The following is a 19,658-nucleotide window of genomic DNA, read 5'->3' as shown; positions in this document are numbered from 1 at the left end:
GCCGGCCCGCCGCCGAGGACGCGGACCCGCCGCACCGTCGTGACGAGCCGACCCGCGGTCGGGCCCTCCCTGCGGGGCCGGCACCGCGCCTCCTCGTCGCCCGTCGGCCCCGGGAGGGAGGAACATGGTCGGAGCCCGCGCCGCCCGCACCGACCGAGACGCCCCCGGAGACCCCCGTGACCCTCACCGAGACCGACACGACCGCCCTGCGCGAGGCGGTCGCCGCCCGCCGCGAGGCGATGATCGCCGACCTCGTGGCCTACGCGTCGCTCGAGACCCCGTCCGACGACGTCGACCTGCTCGCCGCGGGGCTCGCCTGGATCGAGGCGTGGCTCGAGCGGACGGCCGGCCCCGCCGCCGCCCGCCGGGTGAGCGTCGTGGAGGGCTACGGCGACGCCGTCACGCTCGAGCACCCGTCGCCGACCGGCTCGGCCGAGTGGGTCACCGCGCTCTGCCACTACGACACGGTCTGGGCCGAGGGCACGCTCGCCGAGTGGCCCGTGCAGATCGACGGCGACCGCATGACCGGGCCCGGCGTCTTCGACATGAAGTCCGGGCTGGTGCAGCTCGGGCACTCCCTGGCCGTCTCTGACGCGCTCGGCCTGCCGCGGCCCGGCGTGCGCATCGTGCTGACCGGCGACGAGGAGGTCGGCAGCATCGCGTCGCGCCCCGTGATCGAGGCCGAGGTGAGCCGGGGAGGCGCGGTGCTGGTCTTCGAGTCCGCCGCCGAGGGCGCGGTCAAGACCGCCCGCAAGGGCGTCGGCATCTACGAGGTCGAGACGTTCGGCGTCGAGGTGCACGCCGGGCTCCACCCGCGCGGCGGGGCGAGCGCCATCGACGAGATGGCCCGTCTCGTGCTGCAGCTGCACGGCGAGGCCGACGTCGAGGCCGGCACCTCGCTCAACGTCGGCATCGTGCAGGGCGGCACGCGGACGAACGTCCGGGCCGGGCACGCCCGCGCCATGGTCGACGTGCGGGTCACCCGAGCCGACGAGGCCGCCCGCGTCGAGCGGCTGTTCGCGTCGCTCGCCCCGCACGACCCGCTCGCCCGGGTGGAGGTCACCGGCGGCTGGAACCGCCCCGTGATGGAGCGGTCGGCGGCGACGGGCGCGCTCTACGAGCGAGCCGCCGCGGTCGCCGAGCAGCTGGGCTTCGAGCTGCGCGAGGTGTCGGTCGGCGGGGCCAGCGACGGCAACTTCGCAGCCGCGCTCGGCGCCGCCGTGCTCGACGGGGTCGGCGGGGTGGGCGGCGGCGCCCACGCGCGCCACGAGTGGATCAGCCTCGACGGCATGGTCGAGCGCAGCGAGTTCGTCGTGGCGCTGCTCGCCGAGCTGGCGTAGGGCGGCCGGGCGCCCGCACCGGGCGTCAGAGGGCGCGCGTCAGGCGCCGGGCTGTTCGCCCGCGTGCGCCACGGCGTCGTCGACGATGTGCGAGACGTGCAGGTCGGCGACCGAGTAGATCGCCTCGCGCCCGACGCGGTCGACCTGGACGAGGCCCGCAGCTCGCAGGGTGCGCAGGTGCTGCGAGACGAGGGGCTGTGACAGCCCGGACGCCTCGACGAGGGCGGAGACCCCCGCCTCGCCCTCGCCGAGGAGGCGGAGCAGGCGCAGGCGGGACGACGACGACAGCGCCTTGAAGAGCTCGGCGGCGGCCTCGAGGCCCTCGGTGGACATGGAGACACATTAGCCGTGGCGCATGCGACGCGCGCGGCCGCGGTGCCGGGCGCACCGAGGGCCCCGCTGATGAGCGGGGCCCTCGGTCGCGACGATCAGTGCTCGTCGTAGTGGTCGCCGTGCTGAGCGTGCTTGTGGTCGCCGTGCACGTAGTCGACGTGGTCGTCGTGCGTGACGGTCTCGTGGCCGCAGTCGGTGCCGTGCTGGTGCTCGGTGACGGTGTGCTCGGCGTGGGTCTCGGTGTCGGTCATGGCGGTCCTTCCGGAGGGGCGGGTCAAGCGGGCAGGACGAGTCCACCACAACACATGCACGAATTGCAATGCGTTCATCCAATCGATGATGAGAACCAGCACCGACAGCGAGACACTGCGACCCGTGACCGACGACGACCGGCGGCGGCGTCAGCCCTGGCGCGTGTTCCAGCGCGGGTTCGCCTTGTTGATGACGTAGACGCGACCGCGCCGGCGCACCACCTGCGAGCCGGGGACGAGCTTCAGCGCCTTGAGCGAGTTGCGGACCTTCATGGGTGCCTCCTTATTGTTGAGAACGGTTTTCATCTAGAGTAGCCGCATGAGACACGACCTGCCGAGCCCGCGCCTCCCACGACACCGGGGGGTCACCCTCGTGGCCGGGCAGGAGGAGGCGGCCCTGCAGCACGTCGCCGACACGCTCGCCCGCCCCGACAGCCACCGGCTGGCCCCGGGGCCCGACGTGCACGACGCCGCCGACGAGGTCCACCGTGCCGTGCTCGACCTCGCCCGGAGCGGCGAGCCCGTGGACGTGACCGTCCGGCTGCGCCCCGGCACCCCGACCCGCTCGACGGCGCTGCTGCTCGGCTCGCTGCTCGACCACGACCTCGGCCGCCCCGACGGGGCGTCGCTGCTGCAGCACGTGGCGTGCGTGGTCAGCGCCGACGACCTCGCCGACCTCGTGCTGCGCGGCACCGACGACCGCTTCGCGGCGGCCGAGCACGTCATCGAGCTCGTCGAGCATGCGACGCTCGTCGTGCTGACCGACGTGGGCGCGGTGACGGAGCGCGAGCACCGCCTCCTCGCGGCCCTGCTCGGGGTGCTGGCCCCGACCGCGACGGTGCTGCCGATCACGTCGCTGACGGCGGGCTGCCTGCCCACCCCGGGCCGCGCCTCGGCCCTCGCGGGCTCCGCGGGCTGGATGCGGGCCCTCTCCGACGACGCCCCCGACGTCGTCGAGGGCGACCCCGTGTCGACGGTGGTCTACCGCGACGAGCGGCCCTTCCACCCCGAGCGCCTGGCCGTCGCGCTGGAGCAGACGTTCACCCCCGGGCCGGCCGGCACCGTGCTCCGGTCACGGGGCTTCACCCAGTTCGCGACCCGGGCCGACCGGGTCGGCTCCTGGTCGAGCGTCGGCCAGATGCTCAGCCTCGACCCGACGTCACGGCCGTCGTGGCACCCGGAGTCGCCGCACGGCCAGCAGCTCGCCTTCTTCGGGCTCGACCTCGACGCCGGGCTCGTCCGTCGCGCGCTCGACGAGTGCCTCCTCACGGACGCCGAGCTGCTCGCCGACCCGGCCTCGTGGCGCGACCTGGTCGACCCCTTCCCGACCTGGGACGACGCGACGGGGCGGCCGGGGCACGGTCACGCCCACTGAGCTGGCTCGCCCCGAGGGGCCGAGCCGCCACGGACTCAGGGCCAGAAGCGGTGCACGACGGCCTGGAGCAGCGACCCCGACACGTCGCCGAACTCCGTCAGCGTGATCACGACGCCGTCGCGCTCGAAGATCGTCAGCAGCCCGGCGTCCGCCGACGACCCCGCCGTGCCGGGGTGCGAGTACGCGCAGCGCTGCCCGCCGAGCGACTCGGTGCAGGCGAAGCCCTCGAGGCTGAGGTCGTACAGGTACTGGTCGGAGACCTCGGGGGCCACGACGCTGTACTCGACGCTCGTGCCGAGGTCGGAGCCGGGTGACGACCAGAGGCAGGCGAGGGCCTCGGCGGCCAGCACGGGCCGCTCGCTCTTCATGACGGCGTCCGCCTCCGCGCGGGGCTCGAGCTCGACGACCGGACGGTCGCCCACCGCGGCCACGGCCTCGGCGGGGGGCAGCACGTCGTCGCACGACGTCGGGAGGGAGGCCGGAGCGGCGACCGCCGCCCCTGCGCCCTCCGAGCTGGGCGTCGGGCTCACCGTGGCCGCCTGGGTCGCCTCGGCCTCGCCGGAGCCGTGGCCCGCCACCGACACCTGACGGTGGGAGGCGGAGGCGGCGCCGTCGGCAGAGGCGCAACCGGCCGCCGAGAGGGCGATGCCGACGACGAGCACGAGGCCGCCGAGGGCACGGGACGACGGTCGCCGACGGGTCGCACCGACGGGTGCGGAGCGGAGCGAGAGCATGGTCCTCCTCAGGGCCGGCGTCGGGCCGCCGCAGGCCGACGGGGAGACCGTAGCGGGCCGCCGTCCGACACCGGGTCGACGTGACCAGATCGTGACCGGCACGGGCGGGGATCATCCCCGAGGTTGACGGGCGACTCCTCCCCCGCTCACTAGCGTGAGAACGGGGCCCGACCGAGGGCCCGCCGCGAGCGCCAGGGGTGCGCACGGCACCTGCCCGTCGAGGAGAACCGCCATGTCGAACGTCCGCCCGCTCACCACCGTCGCGGCCGCCGCCCTCGTCGTGCTCGCCCTGGCCGGCTGCACGGGGACGCCCGGGGGCGACGCCGCGGCGTCGGCGAGCCCGACGGCCACGGCCACCGGCGACGCCGCTCCGACGCCGGCCACGACGCCGACCGCCGAGCCCGACACGACCCCGGCCCCGACGGCGACCGCGGCCCCCGACGCGTCGCCGGTCGTCACCATCCCGACCGACTGCACGCAGATCGTCGACACGGCGACGTACCAGGCGACCATGGGCTCCACGCCGCTGAACCCGGAGGCGTACACGCGCCGTGACGGCAGCGCCCGCGGCGCCCGCACGCCCGGCGTCCCCGCGGCCGGCGACGCCCCCTTCATGATCGCCGACACGGCGGCGGAGCTCGACTGCCTCTGGCGGGACCCGGGGGCGGACATCACCGGCCTGTCCGTGCAGCTGGGCCGTCTCGACGAGGCCACCGGCGCCGCCCTGCTGCAGCAGGCGGAGGCGCGCGGGGCCACCTGCTCCGAGGCCCACGACGGTCGGCTCTGCCAGCAGACCACCGTCGTCGAGATGTACGGCACCGACAGCACCGACACCTACTTCGTGCGAGGCGACCTCTTCATCGCCGTCGGGCAGTCGAACTACCCGACGAACGACCTGCTCGGGTCGATCCTCACGCACCTCTCGAGCTGAGGGCGGCCGGGCGGCCGGCCCGCCCCGCGCCTCCTACAGGACGGACTTCGGCACGCGGTGCAGCGTCACCGCCCCGACGGCCGCGAACGGGTGCAGCGGGTCGGGCGCGACCGAGCCGGTCGGCCCGCCGAGCCGGGAGTGCCCGACGGCGCTGAGCACCGCATAGGCGTCGCCGCGTGACCAGCCGTGGTCGTCGACCAGGAAGGAGAAGGCGTCCTCGTAGCCGCGCCGGACGCTCTCCTGCACGGGGTCGCCGAGGCCGACGAAGATCCAGTCGTCGGCGGTCTCGATCCGCGGCGCCCGCAGCCGGGCTCCCTTGACGAGGTCGATCGAGACGACCGCCGTGCCCTGCGCCTCGATCGCCACGAACGACGACTCGCCCTCGGCCATGATCGCGTGCACGTCGCCGATCGAGAGGTACGCGCCCTCGACCATCACGGGCAGGAACACCGTCGAGCCGACCGTGTTCTCGGTCACGTCCATGTTGCCGCCCTGCGGGTAGGCGGGCATGATCGTCGAGTTCTCGCCCTCGGCGGGCGCGGTGCCCATGCAGCCGATCATCGGCCGCGGCGCGAAGACGTGGCGGTCGGTGACGTGCACGCCCTCCGCGTCGATCGGCACGCGACGGGTGAACATCTCGTCGCCCATCACGTGCTGCAGGGCGCCCGAGCCGGGCAGGCTGACCGACCAGCCGTGGTCGACGAGCCGGATGTCGTGCACCGTCACGGCGAGCGCGTCGCCGGGCATCGCGCCCTCGACGTACACCGGGCCGGTGACGGGGTTGATCGGCACCAACAGCTGCGCCAGGTCGTGGTGCTCGTGCAGCTCGGCGTAGACGGCGTCGCTCGTCTCGAAGCCGATCGTCTCGCCCGTGCCGGGGGTGATGTGCAGCACGGGCTCGACGGCGGCGCTGAAGCCGGGCCGGCCGAGCTCGTTGCCGAGGAAGTGGTCGACGCCCGAGGCGTCGCGGTGCGCGTCGCTCATCGCCCCGCCTCCTTCTCGAGGGTGTCCGCCGCCGGGGTCGCCGTGGCGGCCGCTCCCGACCCGTCGCCCTCGTCGACCTGCCCCAGGGTCGGCGCCGCGCCTCCCCGGATCTTGTAGAAGAGGAAGACTCCTGCCCCGACCACGAGCCAGACGAGGCCGCCGATCTTCGCCGCGGGGGCCGCGTTGACGAGCACGTAGCCGATGATCAGGAAGCCGACCACGGGCACGACGAGGTGCAGCAGGTAGTTGCGCGACTTCCCCTTCACGACGTAGTGCCAGATCACCGAGAGGTGCAGCAGCATGAAGCCGAAGAGGGCGCCGAAGTTGACCAGCGACGAGATGACGTCGATCTGGCCGACGAAGAACAGCACGAGGATCGCCGAGAGCACCGACACGACGAGGATGGCGGCCTGCGGCACCTGACGCGAGTTCAGGCGCGAGAGCACGGCCGGCAGCTGCCGGTCGCGGCTCATCGAGAACAGCAGGCGCGAGGTCGCGGCCTGCGCCGCCATCGCGTTCGCGATGCCGACGGCGAGCACGTTGACGACGAAGAAGGCGGTCATCCAGCCGCTCGACGACGCCTGGGCGACGAGGTCGAAGAAGGCGTTGCCGGCCTCCCCCTCGGGGAAGGAGTCGCGGCCCGCGGCGAGCGCGCTCGCCAGCCAGGTCTGCAGCACGAACAGGAAGGCGACGATGACGAGGGCGATGATCATGGCCCGACCCGCGCCTCCGCGCTTGCCGGTCGACTCCTCGGCGAGGGTCGAGATGCCGTCGAAGCCGAGGAACGACAGCACGGCGATCGAGAGCGCCGACGCGATCAGCGGGCCGGTGACCTTCGACGGGTCCCACACCTGGCTCACGCTGAACTCGGCGCCGGGGATGGTGCCGCCGTTGAGCGCGGTCACGGCGATGATCACGAAGATGACGATGAAGACGACCTCGATGGCGAGGAAGACGCGGTTCATCAGCTTCAGCGAGGTGATGCCGAGCAGGTTCACGGCCGTGTTGATCGCGACGAAGATCAGCGCCCACATCCAGCGGGCGGTGCCGGGGAAGATGCCGACCATCGACTCGGCGGCGAACACGTAGAGCAGCGTCGGCACGAGCAGGTAGTCGAGCAGGATGGCCCAGCCGGCGAAGAAGCCGACCGTGGGGTGGATGCCGCGCCCCACGTACGAGAAGACCGACCCCGCGAGGGGGATCGACTTGGCCATCTGCGCGTAGGCGAGGGCGGTGAAGATCATCGCGACCAGGCCCACGAGGTAGACCAGGGGCACGAGGCCCGACGACGCGTTGTAGACGGTGCCGAAGATCGCCCAGGGGGCGATCGGCACCATGAAGATCAGGCCGTAGACGAGCAGGTCGCCGGTCGAGACCGACCGCTTCAGCTCCTGCTTGTAGCCGTACTGCTCGAGCTGCGCCTGCGCGCTCAGCTCGGGGGACTCGGTGCGCTCGGACATGGTGTCTCTCTTCGGGGTGAGGGAGGAACGGTGCGGGGAGGGGGTGGTGCCGGGGAGGCGCGGTGCGGGTGGTGCGGGGAGGCGCGGGTCGCGTCGGTCCAGGTGACGCGGCCCACGCCCGTCAGGGGGGGGTGGCGGGGGTGGCGGTCAGGCGTCGTGGTCGGCGAAGAAGCCGGCGACGACGCGGCGGAACTCCTCCGGCTGCTCGAGGTGCGAGCAGTGGCTGGCGCCGGGGAAGACGTGGGAGACGGCGCCGTCGATGCCGTCGACGAAGGGCTGCCAGGTGGCCGGCGTCGCCTCGTCGTGCTCGCCCGCGACCACCAGCGTGGGCGCGGTGACGCTCGGCAGGCGGTCGACGATCGTCCAGTCGCGCATCGTGCCGATGACGTGGAACTCGTTCGGGCCGTTCATGGTGTGGTAGACCGTCGGCTCGGCCTCCATCTGCTCCTCGCTGTCGACGAAGTCCTGGGGCATCGGCACCACGCGGCACACGTGGCGCTCGTAGAAGACCTGGGTCGCGGCGAGGTACTCGGGGTCGTCGGTCGTGCCCGCGTCTTCGTGCCGGAGCAGCGCCTCCTGCACGTCGGCGGGCAGCTGGGCCCGGAGCTCGGCCGCGCCGTCGATCCAGAGCTGCATCGAGGCGGGCGAGTTGCAGATGGCCAGGCTGGCGAGGCCGGCGGGCTCGCGCACGGCGATCTCGGCGCCGAGCATGCCGCCCCACGACTGGCCGAGCACGTGGAAGCGCTCGAGCCCGAGGTGCGCGACGACGGCCTCGAACTCGTCGACGAAGAGCTGGGGCGCCCAGGTCTCGACCGGCGCGTCGGGGCGGTGGCTGCTGCGGCCGCAGCCGAACTGGTCGTAGTGCACCACGGTGCGCCCGGTCTCGTCGGCGAGCGCCGCCAGGTTGCGCAGGTAGTCGTGGGCCATGCCCGGGCCGCCGTGCAGCACGACGAGGGGCAGGGCGCCGGGGCGGGGCTCGTCGGGCGTGGTGACCTGGTACCAGGTGTGGCCGTCGCGGAACGGGAGGGTGGCAGCGGTGCTCGTCGACATGCGCGTCAGCATGCACCCGCGAAAGGTCTCACGCCAAGACCTTTCTGCGTGACTTAACCTGGGCGTAACACGACGACGGGCTGGGGAGGGGTGACGCGGCATGACGGAGGACGGGTCTGTGGACGCCGCGGAGGCGCGCGCCGGGTCCCCGGTGACCGCCGCGACCGACGCCGCCACCGCCTCCCCCGGCTCCGACTCCCCCGGCGTCCTCGAGGCCCCGCTCGAGTCGTCGACCCGGGTCGACGACATCTCCGACCGCCTCATGACGGCCATCGCGACCGGCGAGTACCTGCCCGGCCAGCGCCTCCCCCCGGAGCGCGAGCTCGCCGCCTCGCTGCGCGTGGGCCGGATGACCGTGCGGGCCGCCCTCGCCCGGCTCGTCGACCAGGGGCTCATCGAGACCCAGCGCGGCCGCGGCGGCGGCTCGTTCGTGCAGGAGCGCTCGACCGACCGGGCCGCGGCCGTCGCGCAGCGCACGCTCGCCGCCCGCTGGTCGGACCTCCGCGACACCAGCGACGCGATCGGCCGCCTGCACGGCACGGTCGCCGAGGCCGCGGCCGAGAACCGCACCGACGACGACGTCGCCGTGCTGCGCGACCGCCTCGAGGGCTACCGCGCCGCCGCCTCGGGCCTGGCCTCGCAGAAGGCCGACGAGCGCCTGCACGTCGCGATCGCCGACGCGGCGCACAGCGCCACGCTCCGGGCCGTGCTGCTCGAGCTGGAGTCGCGGGTCAGCATCGCCGCGCCGGCCCACCTCTGGGGCGGCCCGGACGGCATGCGCGAGATGGAGCTGCGCGCCCTCGCCGAGCACGAGCAGATCGTCGAGGCGATCTGCGCCGGGGAGGCCGCGCGCGCCGCCGCCCTGGCACGGCGCCACGTCGGCATCGACCTCGAGCTGCTCGAACGCGTGGTGCGCGGCGGCGACCAGCCCTGACCGAGGATCCCGCGGGCTCACCGTCGAGCGCCCGCGGGGCGTGCCGTCACGCGGCGGCGGGGCTCCAGCCGAGCTCCGGCCCGAGGCGCTCGGCGATGTCGGTGAGCATCTGCGCGTAGTCGCCGGGCTCGAAGGCGAACGGCAGCGCGAAGGCGACCTCGTCGACCGCCTGGTAGGCGGGGTCGGCGTGCAGGGCGTCCGCGATCTCGGCCGAGGTGCCGACGAGGTCGGCCGCGAAGAGCAGCTGCCCCGGGCCCTGCGGCACGCCCACGCGGCCGGCGCGCGCCTCGGCGTACGCCGCGTAGCGGGCCCGCTGCTCGGGCGTGGCCGAGTCGGTCGGCACGACGACGAGCCCCTGCGACACCCGGGCGGAGGCGCCCGCCGGGTGGGCGTCGCGGTACGCGTCGATCTGGGCGCGCTGGTTCTCGGCGAAGTCCGTGCCCCGCTCGGCCTTCGTCACGCTCGACGCGAGCAGGTGGAACCCGTTCTCGCCGGCCCAGACGGCGGACCGCGTGCTGCCGACGCCGCACCACAGCCGGTCGACGAGCCCCGGGCTGTGCGGCTGGACGACGTCGCTGAACTCCTCGATGCCGCGGCGGCCCGGCGAGGCCGAGACGACGTCGCCGCGCACGAGGTCGCGGAGTCGCAGCAGGCGCTCGGGCCCGAGCTCCTCGTGCTCGGCGGTGTCGGGGTAGATCGCGTCGCGGTAGAGGTCGAAGTTCATCGGGGTGCCCGACGAGAAGCCCGGGTTGAGGCGGCCGCCCAGCAGCACGTCGACCGTGGCGAGGTCCTCCGCGAGCCGGAAGGGGTTCTCGGCGCCGATCGGCGTGACGGCCGTGCCCAGCTCGATCCGGCTCGTGCGCTGCGACGCGGCCGCCATGATCGCGACCGGCGACGAGATGCCCGGCTGCAGGTGGCGGTGGCGCAGCCACGCGCTGTCGAGGCCGAGCTCCTCCGCGCGCTCGATGACGAGCAGGACGTCCTCGTGGCCCGCGGCCGGCGAGGCGGGGTCGAACGAGCCGATGGTGAGGACGCCGAGGCGCCGCAGGGGTGTTCCGTCGACGGGCATGGCCCGATCCTCGCAGGTGACGGCCCTGGCCCGCCCGACCGCGGCGGTACCGGCACGCCTACTCTCGGCCACATGCTGTCCCTCACCCGCGTGCGGGAGTCGTTCTGGTTCCTCCCAGCCGTGTTCGCCCTCGCGGTCCTCGTGCTCGCCGAGGTGCTGGTCACCGTCGACCGCTCGATCCCCTCGTCGACGACCGCGGGCCTGCCCCTGCTCGGGGCCCTCAGCGCCTCGGGCGGCAGGTCGCTCCTCTCCGGCATCGGCTCGTCGATGCTCACGGTGGCCGGCACGTCGTTCTCCATCACCATCTCCGTGCTGGCGACGACGTCGTCGACCTACGGGCCGCGCCTCGTGCGCAACTTCATGGCCGACCGGTCGAACCAGCTCGTGCTGGCCGCCTTCACGTCGACCTTCCTCTACTGCATCGTCGTGATGCGCACCGTCCACACCGAGGTGGACGACGCCTCCGCCTTCGTGCCCGTCATCGCCGTCCACGTCGCGGTGCTCCTCGGCGTCGTCGACGTCGGGGTGCTGGTCTTCTTCATCCACCACATCGCCGCGTCGGTGCAGATCACGTCGCTCCAGGCCCGGGTGCTCAGCGACCTGCGCGCGGTCGCGGCGACGGTGTGGCCCGACGAGCCGGGCGACGACGTGCGGACGGAGGCGCGGGGCCGGGAGGCCGGGCCGGCGGGGGCCCCAGCGTCGGCAGCACCGCCCCGACCCGACGTCGAGGGCGTGGGGGGCGCCGTCGTGCGAGCCTCGGCCGACGGCTACGTGCAGGAGGTCGCGTGGGCGCAGCTGTGCCGCGTCGCCGCCCGCGAGGACGACGTCGTCGAGGTCGTGGCCATGCCGGGCCGCTACGTGATCGCGGGCGACGCGCTCGTCGTGGCCCGCGCCTCCCTCGGCTCCGGCGCGGTGCAGGAGCTGCGTCGCGCCGTCACGGTCGGCCCCGCGCGGACGCCGCACCAGGACGTCGAGTTCGCCCTGCAGCAGCTCGTCGAGATCGCCGTCCGCGGCCTGGCCTCGGGCAGCAACGACCCCTACACGGCGGTGAGCGCGCTCGACATGTCGGCCGGCGTGCTCGTGCCGCTCTGGCGACGGAGCGACGTCGTGGTGGCCCACCTCGACGACCAGGGCCGCGACCGCGTGCTCGTCCGCTGGCCGACGGTGGAGGAGCTCACCCTGTCCGTCCTCGACGCCGTGCGCACCTACGCCGACGGGCAGCCGGCGGTGCAGGAGGCGGCGCTGCGGCTGATCGCCCGTCTCGACCAGGTGGCCCCGCCGTCGCGCACCGGGCTGCTCGACGAGCACGCGTCGGCGCTCCGCGACTCCCTCATCGGCCGCTAGTCGACGGGCCGGTCCCCTCGCCGTCGTCGGTGGGGCGCTGGTCGAGGCTCGGGTCCACCGCGGGGTCGACCGAGACGGCGCTCACGCGGAGGGGCGGCTCCGGCGCCACGGAGGACGGCGAGACCGGCGAGCCGGATGGGCCGGATGAGACGGGCGAGCCGTCGCCCGCCGCACGACGAGAGCCGCGCAGGCGGCCCTTCACCGCCTCCCACGGGCGGGCCAGCCCGCGTGCGCCGGCCTGGGTCGGCGCCTCGACCTCGAGCCCGTAGTAGGCCCCGACGTGCTCGAGCAGCACGTCGCGCTCAGCCGCGTCGTAGGCCCGCCGCTCACGCGTGAAGGCGATGATCGTCGACCAGCAGGTGAGCAGCAGCACCACGCTGAACGGCAGCGCCGTCGTGATCGCCGCGGTCTTGAGGGCGTCGAGGCCGCCCGTGAGCAGCAGGGCGACGGCGAGCAGGGCGGCGACGAGCGCGAAGAAGACGCGCAGCCAGTTCTTCGGCTCGATGTCGCCGCCGGAGGCGATCATCGCCATCACGAGGGAGCCCGAGTCGGACGACGTGACGAAGAAGACGCCGATCAGGAGGATGGCGCCGAAGGTCAGCACGGCGCCCGCGGGGAGGTCGCCGAGGAGGGCGAAGAGCGAGCCCTCGACGTCGACCGAACCGTCGGCGCCGATGAGCCCTCCGGCACCGTCGGTCTGGCGGTGGATGGCCGCGCCGCCGAGCACGGCGAACCAGAGGAAGGTGAGGGCGGTCGGCACGAGCAGCACGCCGAAGACGAACTGGCGGACGGTGCGGCCCTTCGAGATGCGCGCGATGAAGATGCCCACGAAGGGGGCCCACGACATCCACCAGCCCCAGTAGAAGGTCGTCCAGGCGCCCTGCCACTCCTCGCCGGCGGCGCCCTGCTGGGCGGTGACGTTGAACGAGAGGCCGACGACGTTCTGCAGGTAGGCGCCGATCGACTGCACGAAGTCGCGGAGCAGGAACTGCGTCGGGCCGACGATGAGCACGAAGAGGAGGAGGGCGGCGGCCAGGATCAGGTTGAAGTTCGAGAGGATCTTCATGCCCTTGGTCACGCCCGTCACGAGCGAGACGATCGTCACCGCGGTGATCACCGCGATGATCGCGATCTGGCTGACGATGCTGCTGTCGGCGATGCCGGCGGCCTCGAGGCCCGCCCCGATCTGGATCACGCCGAGGCCGAGCGAGGTGGCGACGCCGAACAGCGTGCCGACCAGGGCGATGACGTCGATGAGGTTGCCCCAGCCGCCGCGCACGCGGTCGCCGAGCAGGGGCTCGAGCGCCCAGCGGATGGAGACCGGACGGCCCCGACGGTGGATCGCGTACGCGAGCGCGAGGCCGAGCACGACGTAGATCGCCCACGCGTGCAGGCCCCAGTGCAGGAAGGTCTGCGTGAGGGCCTGCTGCGCGAGCTGGTCCTCCGTGCCGGTGACGCCGGGGCGCGGCGAGGCGAAGTGGCTGAGGGGCTCGGAGACGCCGTAGAAGACGAGTCCGATGCCCATCCCCGCGGCGAAGAGCAGGGCGAACCACGACCCGGTCGAGAACTCCGGCTCGTCCTTGTCCTTGCCGAGCTTGATGGTGCCGAAGCGGCTGAACCCGACGAAGACCGAGAAGCCGACGAAGAAGGCGGCGATCAGCACGTAGTACCAGCTGAAGTTGCGCACGATGCCGCTCTGCAGCCCGAGGAAGAGAGCCTCGGCCGAGGCGGGGGCGATCAGCGTGAAGGCCACGAAGCCGAGGACGACGATCGCGGCGGGCCAGAACACCCACCGACGGAGCTGGGGGGTCGTCGTGACGGCCTCCCCCGGGGTCGAGGGTCGGGCGTCGGTGGCCCCGGAGGAGGGCGGTTCTGTCGTTGCCATGCCTCCATCGTGACGGCTCCCGGCGCGTTCCGGGCAATGATGCGCGCTGTGCACCGACATGCACGACGAGTCATCGAGATGCCCCGTCCGGGGCGCTGTCCTCCCCGGAGAGCCCAGGAAGCGGCACCTCGATCACGGAGGAGCTACCGCGCCGTCACCGTCGCGAGCTCGTCCCAGTGGGTCGTCGCGCGCGGCGAGACCATGTCGCGCTTCATCGCCCAGCCGCGGCGGTGCCGCAGCCCCGCGACGCCGAGGCCGAGGCTCTCGTCGCCGAACTTGCCGGCGATCCGGTCGAGCACGTCGCCGTAGGCGGGCGGTGCCGCGGCGACCTCCCCGAAGACGTCGAGGCTCGCGTGCTCGGCGCGCGGGGTGAGCTCCATCAGGGTGACGCCGGCGCGCACGTAGCGCTTGCCGGGCTCGAGCTGGGGGCCGAGGGCTCCGATCGCGGCGCGGTAGAGCGTGGTCGCGTCGTCGGTCGGCTCGGGGAAGGCGACGGAGACGACGTGGTTGGTGTGGCCGGCCTCGGTGGCGAACGGCGACGTGGCGGCGAAGCAGCGCATCATCCGGGTCAGCGAGCCCTGCCCCCGGAGTCGTGCGGCGGCACGTTGCGTGTAGACCGACAGCACCTCCTCCAGCTCGGCGACCGTCGTCACGGGCACCGCGAACGACCGCGAGTGGTAGATCTGGTCGCGCTCGGGCTGGACCTCCTCGATCGGCAGGCAGTCGACCCCGCGGAGCTCCTGCACGACGCGCGCCTGCACCACGCCGAAGCGCTTCCGGATGCGGGCGGCGTCGGCGTCGCGCAGGTCGGCGGCCGTGTGCACGCCGAGCGGCACGAGCTTCTTCGCCGTGCGTCGACCGATGCCCCACACGTCGCCCGCGTCGACGCTGGCGAGGATGGCGGTCTGCTGCCCCGGCGTGTAGCTGCCCAGGTGGCAGACGCCCGCCAGCGCCGTGGCCTGCTTCGAGCCGCGGTTCGCGAGCTTCGCGAGCGTCTTCGTCGGCGCGATGCCGATGCTCACGGGCAGGCCGATCAGCTTGCGCACCACCCGGCGGATCTCGCGGGCCTGCGCGGTGGTCTCGTCGACGGTGCCGGTCAGCTCGATGAACGACTCGTCGATCGAGTAGACCTCCTGGTGGCTCGTGAACCGGCTGAGGATCTCGGCCGAGCGCGCCGACATGTCGCCGTAGAGCTCGTAGTTGCTCGACACCGCGACGACGCCCTGCATCGCGGCGATCGGCGCGATCGTGTGCCAGGGCGCGGCCATGTCGACGTTCAGCGCCTTGGCCTCCTGCGACCGGGCGATGACGCAGCCGTCGTTGTTCGAGAGGACGACCACCGGCCTGCCCTCGAGCGCGGGGTTGAAGACGCGCTCGCACGACACGTAGAAGTTGTTGGCGTCGACGATGGCGACGTGGCGCTCAGACACGGTGCAGGCACCTCGTGACGACGCCCCAGACGGTCGCCTCGTCGAGCTCGGAGAGCACGATCTCGGGGTAGGCGGGGTTCTCCGGGCTGAGCACCATCAGCCCCTGCCGCCATGAGAGGCGCTTGACCGTCAGCTCGGCGTTGACCACGGCCACGACGACGGCGCCGTCGTGCGCGTCGAGCCCGCGGTCGACGACGAGCTCGTCGCCGTCGAAGATGCCCGCGCCCGTCATGCTGTCGCCGCTCACCCGCACCAGGAAGGTCGCCGTCGGGTCGCGCATCAGGTGCCGGTTGAGGTCGACCGGCCCCGACCAGTAGCCCTGGGCGGGCGACGGGAAGCCGGCGTGCACGGCCTCGAGCGCGGCTCGCGGCAGGTCGGCGTCGGCGCGCTCCTCGCCCCCGACGGGCCCGAGCACGACGGGCGGCAGCTCAGGAGTCGCGGGTCGGGTCGACCGCGGAGGGCGCGCCCCACGCCCTGCCTCGCCTGTCGTCTCGCTCACGGTGCCTCCCGGAGAGAACCTAGGCCAGACCACCGACGTCGCCTCCACCACCGTCGCCTCCCCCGAGCTGGCCGGTCGTGCGGCGCCCCTCGGCTAGGCCGTCGGGCGCGCCTTGCGGATCGACCACACGTTGGAGTCGCCCACCCGCTCGTAGCCGAGGTCGTCGACGAGCAGCTGGACCAGGGCGAGGCCGCGGCCGCCCTCGGCCATCTCGTCGGGCATGACGCGGCCGACGAGCGAGACGCTGCCGGGCTCGGCCGTGTCGCTGAGGGTGGCCGTCAGCTCGCCGTCGGTGATGGCGACGGAGAGCCGGCAGGCCACGCCCTCGCCCGCCGCGGCGTGCTCGATGACGTTGCTGGTCAGCTCGACGAGGGCGAGCTCGAAGGCCATGCGCTCCTCGTCGGTGAGGGTCGTGTCGTCGCCCCAGACCGACTCGAGGAAGTCGTGCACCGTGTTGACGTCGTCCGGCGGCGTGGCGAAGACGAGCTGGTGCTCACTCATCGAACGCCGTCGCCGCGTCGTCGTGCGGGCGGAGGATGCGGTCGATGTTCGACAGCTTCAGCACCATCAGCACCTGGGCCGACGGCGAGGCGATGCGCAGGTCGCCGCCCGCCGAGCGGGCGGACTTGAGGCAGCCGACGAGGGCGCCCAGGCCGGAGGAGTCCATGAAGTCGACGCCGGCGAGGTCGACGACGACGCGGGGCCTACCGTCGGCGATCGCGCCGGTCACGGCCTCCCGCAGGGCCGGGGCCGAGACCATGTTGAGCCTCCCGGTGCAGCGCACGACGGCGACGTCGGCGCCCGCTCCCTCGACAGCGAGATCCATCCAGCCAGCCTCCTCGGCTCGTCGTCCCGGCGCACGGGTCGGCGCGGTCCTCCGCGACACCATAGCTGCGGCCGACCCCCGGCACAGCCCGCCGCGGCGCTCCAGTGCGGGGGGTACCGGAGAGGGGCGGCCGACACCTATCGTCGAGGGGTGACCTCTGACCGCTCTCCGTCGCGGGCACGCCGGAGCTCCACGCTCGACACGTTCCTCCTGCGGTACGGCGTGACCCCCCTCGTGAAGCAGGCACCGTCGGCGCTGCTCGTCGTCCTGGCCGTCGTCCTCTCGCTCACCGTCCCGCAGCTGGTGGTCACCAGCGGCGCGGGCCTCCTCGTCGCCCTGGGCGTCACCGCGGTCGCCACGCTCTGGGCGGCCGCCGCCACCGCCCGCCCGGCCGTGATCGGCGGGTGGGCCCTCCTGGTGCCCGCCCTCGACTTCGTCGCGCTGGGGGTCCTGCGCTGGTCGACCGGCTCCTCCTCGTCGGTCTTCACGGCCCTGCTGGTGATGCCGCTCGTGTGGTTCGCCGCCCGCGAGCCACGCCGGTCGGTGCTCTGGGCGGTGCTCGGCTCGATGGTCGTCATCCTCACGCCCTTCATCGCCGGCATCAGCGCCGGCGACCGGGTCACCGAGCTCGCCCGCCTGCTCGTCGGCGTCCTCGTCTACACCGCGCTGGCCCTCGTCGTGAACGAGCTGAGCCGGCAGTACGCGGCCCAGCTGCGCCTGTCGGAGGAGCGGGAGGCGGTGGTCCGGACCGAGATCACCCGCGCCGCCGAGGTGCAGCGCTCGCTCCTCCCCGGAGCCCTGGCCGACACGCCCGGCTACGCCCTCGCGGGCACCTGCCTGCCCTCGACGACCGTCGGCCGCGACTTCTTCGACTGGTACCGCACCGACGACGGGGTCGCGATGACCCTCGGCGACGTCATGGGCAAGGGCGTCGGCGCCGGTCTCATCGCGGCGGCCGTGCGGGCGACGGTGCGCAGCTCACGCCGCGACCCCGACCCCGGGGCCGCCATCGTCCGCGCCTCGGAGGGGCTCGCCACCGACCTCGCCGACGGGCCCGACTCCGTCGTGTTCACCACCCTCTTCCACGCGCGCCTCCGCGGCGACGTGCTGCACTGGGCCGACGCCGGCCACGGCCTGACCGTCGTCGTGCGGGAGGACGGCGGGGCCGAGCGCCTGTCGACGCCCGACCTCCCGATCGGCCTCGGCCTCGGCCTGCACGACGTGTGGGAGACGCGGACCACCGCCCTCTGCCCCGGCGACCTCGTGGTCTGCTTCAGCGACGGGGTGCTCGACCTCTTCGGCGGCGGGCTCGACAGCGTCGAGCACGTCGCGGCCCTCGCGCGCCGCGACCCGCGGCCGTCGGCGGTCGTCGACGCCCTGGCCGACCTCGCCCGCGAGCTGGGCCACGACGACGACGTGACCGTGGTCGCCCTGCGGCGCGAGCCCGTCGCGGCGCCGGTCGCGGGCGACGCGTCCGCTCCCGTGGCCGTCGCCGCCCCGACGGCACCCTGAGGCCCGGGCCGCACCGACCCCCGGCCGGCTCCGACGCCCGGCCGGCCGACCGACCGACCGGCCGGCTGGCCGCTCAGCTCCTCGTGACGACCAGCACCGTGACGTCGTCGTCGACCTGGGCCACGCCGACCTTGACCGAGAACGCGTCGAGGAAGGCCTCGACGTCGCGCTCGGCCCGCAGGTCGGCGACGACGCGGTCGAGGCTCGCGAGCGTCGAGTCGTAGACGTCGAGCACGCCGTCCGAGACGGAGACGAGCGCGTCGCCGGGCTCGAGGCGCAGCGTCCCGGTCGTCCAGCCCTCGGCCGCGTCCTGGAGCCCCAGCGGCAGGTCGTGCGACGAGAGCCGCTCGACCGTCCCCGAGGCGCGGAGGTGGAGCGTGAGGCCGTGGCCGGCGTCGACGTACTCGACGTCGCCCGAGCGCGTGTCGACGCGGGCGTGGAAGAGGGTCACGAACGACCCGGCCTCCGCGAGCTGGGGGCCGAGGGCCCGCGCCGCCGTGGCGAGCGCCGTCGCGGGGGGCGCGTCGGTGCCGTCGGGCCCCTCGTAGAGGCTCCGGCGGAGGGCCTCGGCGAGGGCGCCGGCCGCCGCGCCCTTGCCCATCACGTCGGCGAGCGTCGCCGTGACGACGTCGCCGCCCTCGGCCCAGGCGTGGAGGTCGCCGCTCACCGCGCCGTGGGGCCGGTCGAGGGCGGTGGCCGTGAGGTCGCCGTGGTGCAGGGCGGGGCGCTGCCCCGCGGCCGTCGGGTCCACGGCGACGGTGACGTCCGACGCCGGGCCCTGCCCCTGCCCCTGGCGGATCTCCGCCTCCGCCCACCGGCCCAGGTCGACCAGCCGGCCGCGCTCCTCCCCGGTGAGCCGGCGCGGCTCGGGGTGCAGGATGCACAGCGTCCCGATCGCCTGCCCGCCGTCGGCGCGCAGCGGCACGCCCGCGTACGAGCGCACCCCGAAGGCCGTGACGGCCGGGCTCTCGGCGAAGCGGGGGTCGAGGGAGGCGTCGGTCACCTCGAAGAGGCCCGTCCCGTGGACGGTGTACTCGCAGAACGCGGCCCCGTACGGGAACCGGGGCGCCGCCTCCCCCGGCTCCTGGGGCGACTTGACCACGAGCGAGGCGTCGTCGACGAGGTTGAGGTACGACATCGGCACGTCGAAGAGCTCGCGGGCGAAGCGCGTGATGCGGTCGAAGCGCTCCTCCGGCGGGGTGCCGAGGAGAGCCGAGGCCTCGACGGCGGCCAGGCGCTCGCGCTCGGCGGCGTCGAGGGGCGCGGTGCCGTCGACCGCGTGCCAGCCGACGTCGTGCGAGCCGGAGGCGTCGCCGCCCGGGTCCGCGGCGGCGTCGGTGTCGGTGTCGGTGTCGGTTCCCGTTCGGTCGTGCATGTCTCTCCCTGATCCGGCGGCCCCGACCTGGTGGTGCCCAGGAGGCGGTCGGGGCGATGGTGACGGACGACCAGTAGAGCAGGCGGGCCCGCCGCGTGCCAGCACGGGGCGTGCCCCGTTCGGGGGGCCCGGCGTGGGCGAAGCTGAGCAGGACCTGGGAACACCCACCCCTTCCCGAGGTGGCGGCGAACCCCTGTCACCTCCCCACCGGGAAGAACAGACAAGGAGTCCCATCGTGACCATCACGCGCAAGACCATCACCAAGACCGCCCTCGGCCTCGTCGCCTCCGGCGCACTCGTCTTCTCGCTCGCCGCCTGCTCGATGG

Annotated in this window: 20 protein-coding genes; 6 read left to right on the top strand and 14 right to left on the bottom strand. The window is 74.0% G+C overall.

Features of this window, described 5'->3' with window-relative positions:
* The first annotated feature begins 176 nt into the window (after nt 1-176).
* Nucleotides 177-1,340: a M20/M25/M40 family metallo-hydrolase gene (locus FHR77_RS00100; RefSeq protein WP_208380376.1), complete on the top strand. Its 1,164-nt coding sequence runs from the start codon at nt 177-179 to the stop codon at nt 1,338-1,340.
* A gap of 39 nt (nt 1,341-1,379) precedes the next feature.
* On the opposite strand, the gene FHR77_RS00095 is transcribed toward FHR77_RS00100, so the two are convergent.
* From FHR77_RS00095 to ykgO, 3 genes are all read right to left on the bottom strand, one after another.
* Entirely contained in the window at nt 1,380-1,673 is a 294-nt protein-coding gene (locus FHR77_RS00095; RefSeq protein ID WP_056051972.1) for an ArsR/SmtB family transcription factor, read from the bottom strand.
* A 95-nt stretch (nt 1,674-1,768) separates the two neighbouring features.
* Complete coding sequence (locus FHR77_RS00090) at nt 1,769-1,924, bottom strand: zinc transporter permease (protein WP_167257849.1); 156 nt, start codon at nt 1,922-1,924, stop codon at nt 1,769-1,771.
* Between the two features lie 150 nt (nt 1,925-2,074).
* Entirely contained in the window at nt 2,075-2,197 is a 123-nt protein-coding gene (gene ykgO / locus FHR77_RS00085; protein WP_056051966.1) for a type B 50S ribosomal protein L36, read from the bottom strand.
* A 46-nt stretch (nt 2,198-2,243) separates the two neighbouring features.
* On the opposite strand from ykgO, the gene FHR77_RS00080 reads away from it, so the two are divergent.
* The gene (locus tag FHR77_RS00080; protein ID WP_167257847.1) at nt 2,244-3,299 is read left to right on the top strand and encodes a GTP-binding protein; all 1,056 of its coding nucleotides are present in this window, start codon (nt 2,244-2,246) and stop codon (nt 3,297-3,299) included.
* 35 nt (nt 3,300-3,334) lie between these two features.
* On the opposite strand, the gene FHR77_RS00075 is transcribed toward FHR77_RS00080, so the two are convergent.
* Nucleotides 3,335-4,033: a hypothetical protein gene (locus FHR77_RS00075; RefSeq protein ID WP_167257845.1), complete on the bottom strand. Its 699-nt coding sequence runs from the start codon at nt 4,031-4,033 to the stop codon at nt 3,335-3,337.
* A gap of 232 nt (nt 4,034-4,265) precedes the next feature.
* Here FHR77_RS00075 and FHR77_RS00070 point away from each other — a divergent pair, with 232 nt between their 5' ends.
* Nucleotides 4,266-4,964: a hypothetical protein gene (locus FHR77_RS00070; protein WP_167257843.1), complete on the top strand. Its 699-nt coding sequence runs from the start codon at nt 4,266-4,268 to the stop codon at nt 4,962-4,964.
* A 33-nt stretch (nt 4,965-4,997) separates the two neighbouring features.
* Here the strand turns inward: FHR77_RS00070 and FHR77_RS00065 are convergent, their stop codons facing one another.
* The 3 genes from FHR77_RS00065 to FHR77_RS00055 form a co-directional block, all read right to left on the bottom strand.
* Nucleotides 4,998-5,948: an acetamidase/formamidase family protein gene (locus FHR77_RS00065; RefSeq protein WP_167257841.1), complete on the bottom strand. Its 951-nt coding sequence runs from the start codon at nt 5,946-5,948 to the stop codon at nt 4,998-5,000.
* Nucleotides 5,945-7,408: an APC family permease gene (locus tag FHR77_RS00060; protein ID WP_056051947.1), complete on the bottom strand. Its 1,464-nt coding sequence runs from the start codon at nt 7,406-7,408 to the stop codon at nt 5,945-5,947. The genes FHR77_RS00065 and FHR77_RS00060 overlap by 4 nt, the downstream gene beginning before the upstream one ends.
* A gap of 147 nt (nt 7,409-7,555) precedes the next feature.
* Nucleotides 7,556-8,458, bottom strand: a complete 903-nt coding sequence (locus FHR77_RS00055; protein ID WP_243861352.1) for a proline iminopeptidase-family hydrolase — start codon at nt 8,456-8,458, stop codon at nt 7,556-7,558.
* Nucleotides 8,459-8,576: 118 nt separating this feature from the next.
* On the opposite strand from FHR77_RS00055, the gene FHR77_RS00050 reads away from it, so the two are divergent.
* The gene (locus FHR77_RS00050; RefSeq protein WP_341777154.1) at nt 8,577-9,392 is read left to right on the top strand and encodes a FadR/GntR family transcriptional regulator; all 816 of its coding nucleotides are present in this window, start codon (nt 8,577-8,579) and stop codon (nt 9,390-9,392) included.
* Nucleotides 9,393-9,438: 46 nt separating this feature from the next.
* Here FHR77_RS00050 and FHR77_RS00045 read toward each other — a convergent pair whose 3' ends face one another.
* Nucleotides 9,439-10,461: an LLM class flavin-dependent oxidoreductase gene (locus tag FHR77_RS00045; RefSeq protein ID WP_167257835.1), complete on the bottom strand. Its 1,023-nt coding sequence runs from the start codon at nt 10,459-10,461 to the stop codon at nt 9,439-9,441.
* Between the two features lie 72 nt (nt 10,462-10,533).
* On the opposite strand from FHR77_RS00045, the gene FHR77_RS00040 reads away from it, so the two are divergent.
* The gene (locus FHR77_RS00040; protein ID WP_167257833.1) at nt 10,534-11,805 is read left to right on the top strand and encodes a DUF2254 domain-containing protein; all 1,272 of its coding nucleotides are present in this window, start codon (nt 10,534-10,536) and stop codon (nt 11,803-11,805) included.
* Here the strand turns inward: FHR77_RS00040 and FHR77_RS00035 are convergent.
* From FHR77_RS00035 to FHR77_RS00015, 5 genes are all read right to left on the bottom strand, one after another.
* Entirely contained in the window at nt 11,792-13,690 is a 1,899-nt protein-coding gene (locus FHR77_RS00035) for a BCCT family transporter (protein ID WP_167257831.1), read from the bottom strand. The two genes, FHR77_RS00040 and FHR77_RS00035, sit on opposite strands and share 14 nt — an antisense overlap.
* A gap of 143 nt (nt 13,691-13,833) precedes the next feature.
* The gene (locus FHR77_RS00030; RefSeq protein WP_167257829.1) at nt 13,834-15,120 is read right to left on the bottom strand and encodes a Y-family DNA polymerase; all 1,287 of its coding nucleotides are present in this window, start codon (nt 15,118-15,120) and stop codon (nt 13,834-13,836) included.
* Nucleotides 15,113-15,493 carry a LexA family protein gene (locus FHR77_RS00025; protein ID WP_056055461.1) on the bottom strand — a complete coding sequence of 127 codons (381 nt, stop codon included), beginning with the start codon at nt 15,491-15,493 and terminating at the stop codon, nt 15,113-15,115. The genes FHR77_RS00030 and FHR77_RS00025 overlap by 8 nt, the downstream gene beginning before the upstream one ends.
* A gap of 219 nt (nt 15,494-15,712) precedes the next feature.
* Nucleotides 15,713-16,120, bottom strand: coding sequence for an ATP-binding protein (locus FHR77_RS00020; protein ID WP_056051933.1), 408 nt, complete (start codon nt 16,118-16,120; stop codon nt 15,713-15,715).
* Entirely contained in the window at nt 16,113-16,445 is a 333-nt protein-coding gene (locus FHR77_RS00015; RefSeq protein ID WP_056051930.1) for an STAS domain-containing protein, read from the bottom strand. Before FHR77_RS00015 ends, FHR77_RS00020 begins: the two co-directional genes overlap by 8 nt.
* Nucleotides 16,446-16,595: 150 nt before the next feature.
* On the opposite strand from FHR77_RS00015, the gene FHR77_RS16260 reads away from it, so the two are divergent.
* Nucleotides 16,596-17,957 carry a SpoIIE family protein phosphatase gene (locus tag FHR77_RS16260; protein WP_167257827.1) on the top strand — a complete coding sequence of 454 codons (1,362 nt, stop codon included), beginning with the start codon at nt 16,596-16,598 and terminating at the stop codon, nt 17,955-17,957.
* 73 nt (nt 17,958-18,030) lie between these two features.
* On the opposite strand, the gene FHR77_RS00005 is transcribed toward FHR77_RS16260, so the two are convergent.
* Nucleotides 18,031-19,332, bottom strand: coding sequence for a SpoIIE family protein phosphatase (locus FHR77_RS00005; protein ID WP_167257825.1), 1,302 nt, complete (start codon nt 19,330-19,332; stop codon nt 18,031-18,033).
* Nucleotides 19,333-19,658 lie beyond the last annotated feature (326 nt).

This window comes from Frigoribacterium endophyticum (assembly GCF_011759585.1).
In the GTDB taxonomy this organism is placed as follows: domain Bacteria; phylum Actinomycetota; class Actinomycetes; order Actinomycetales; family Microbacteriaceae; genus Frigoribacterium; species Frigoribacterium endophyticum.
This window is presented reverse-complemented; position numbering and strand designations above follow the sequence as displayed.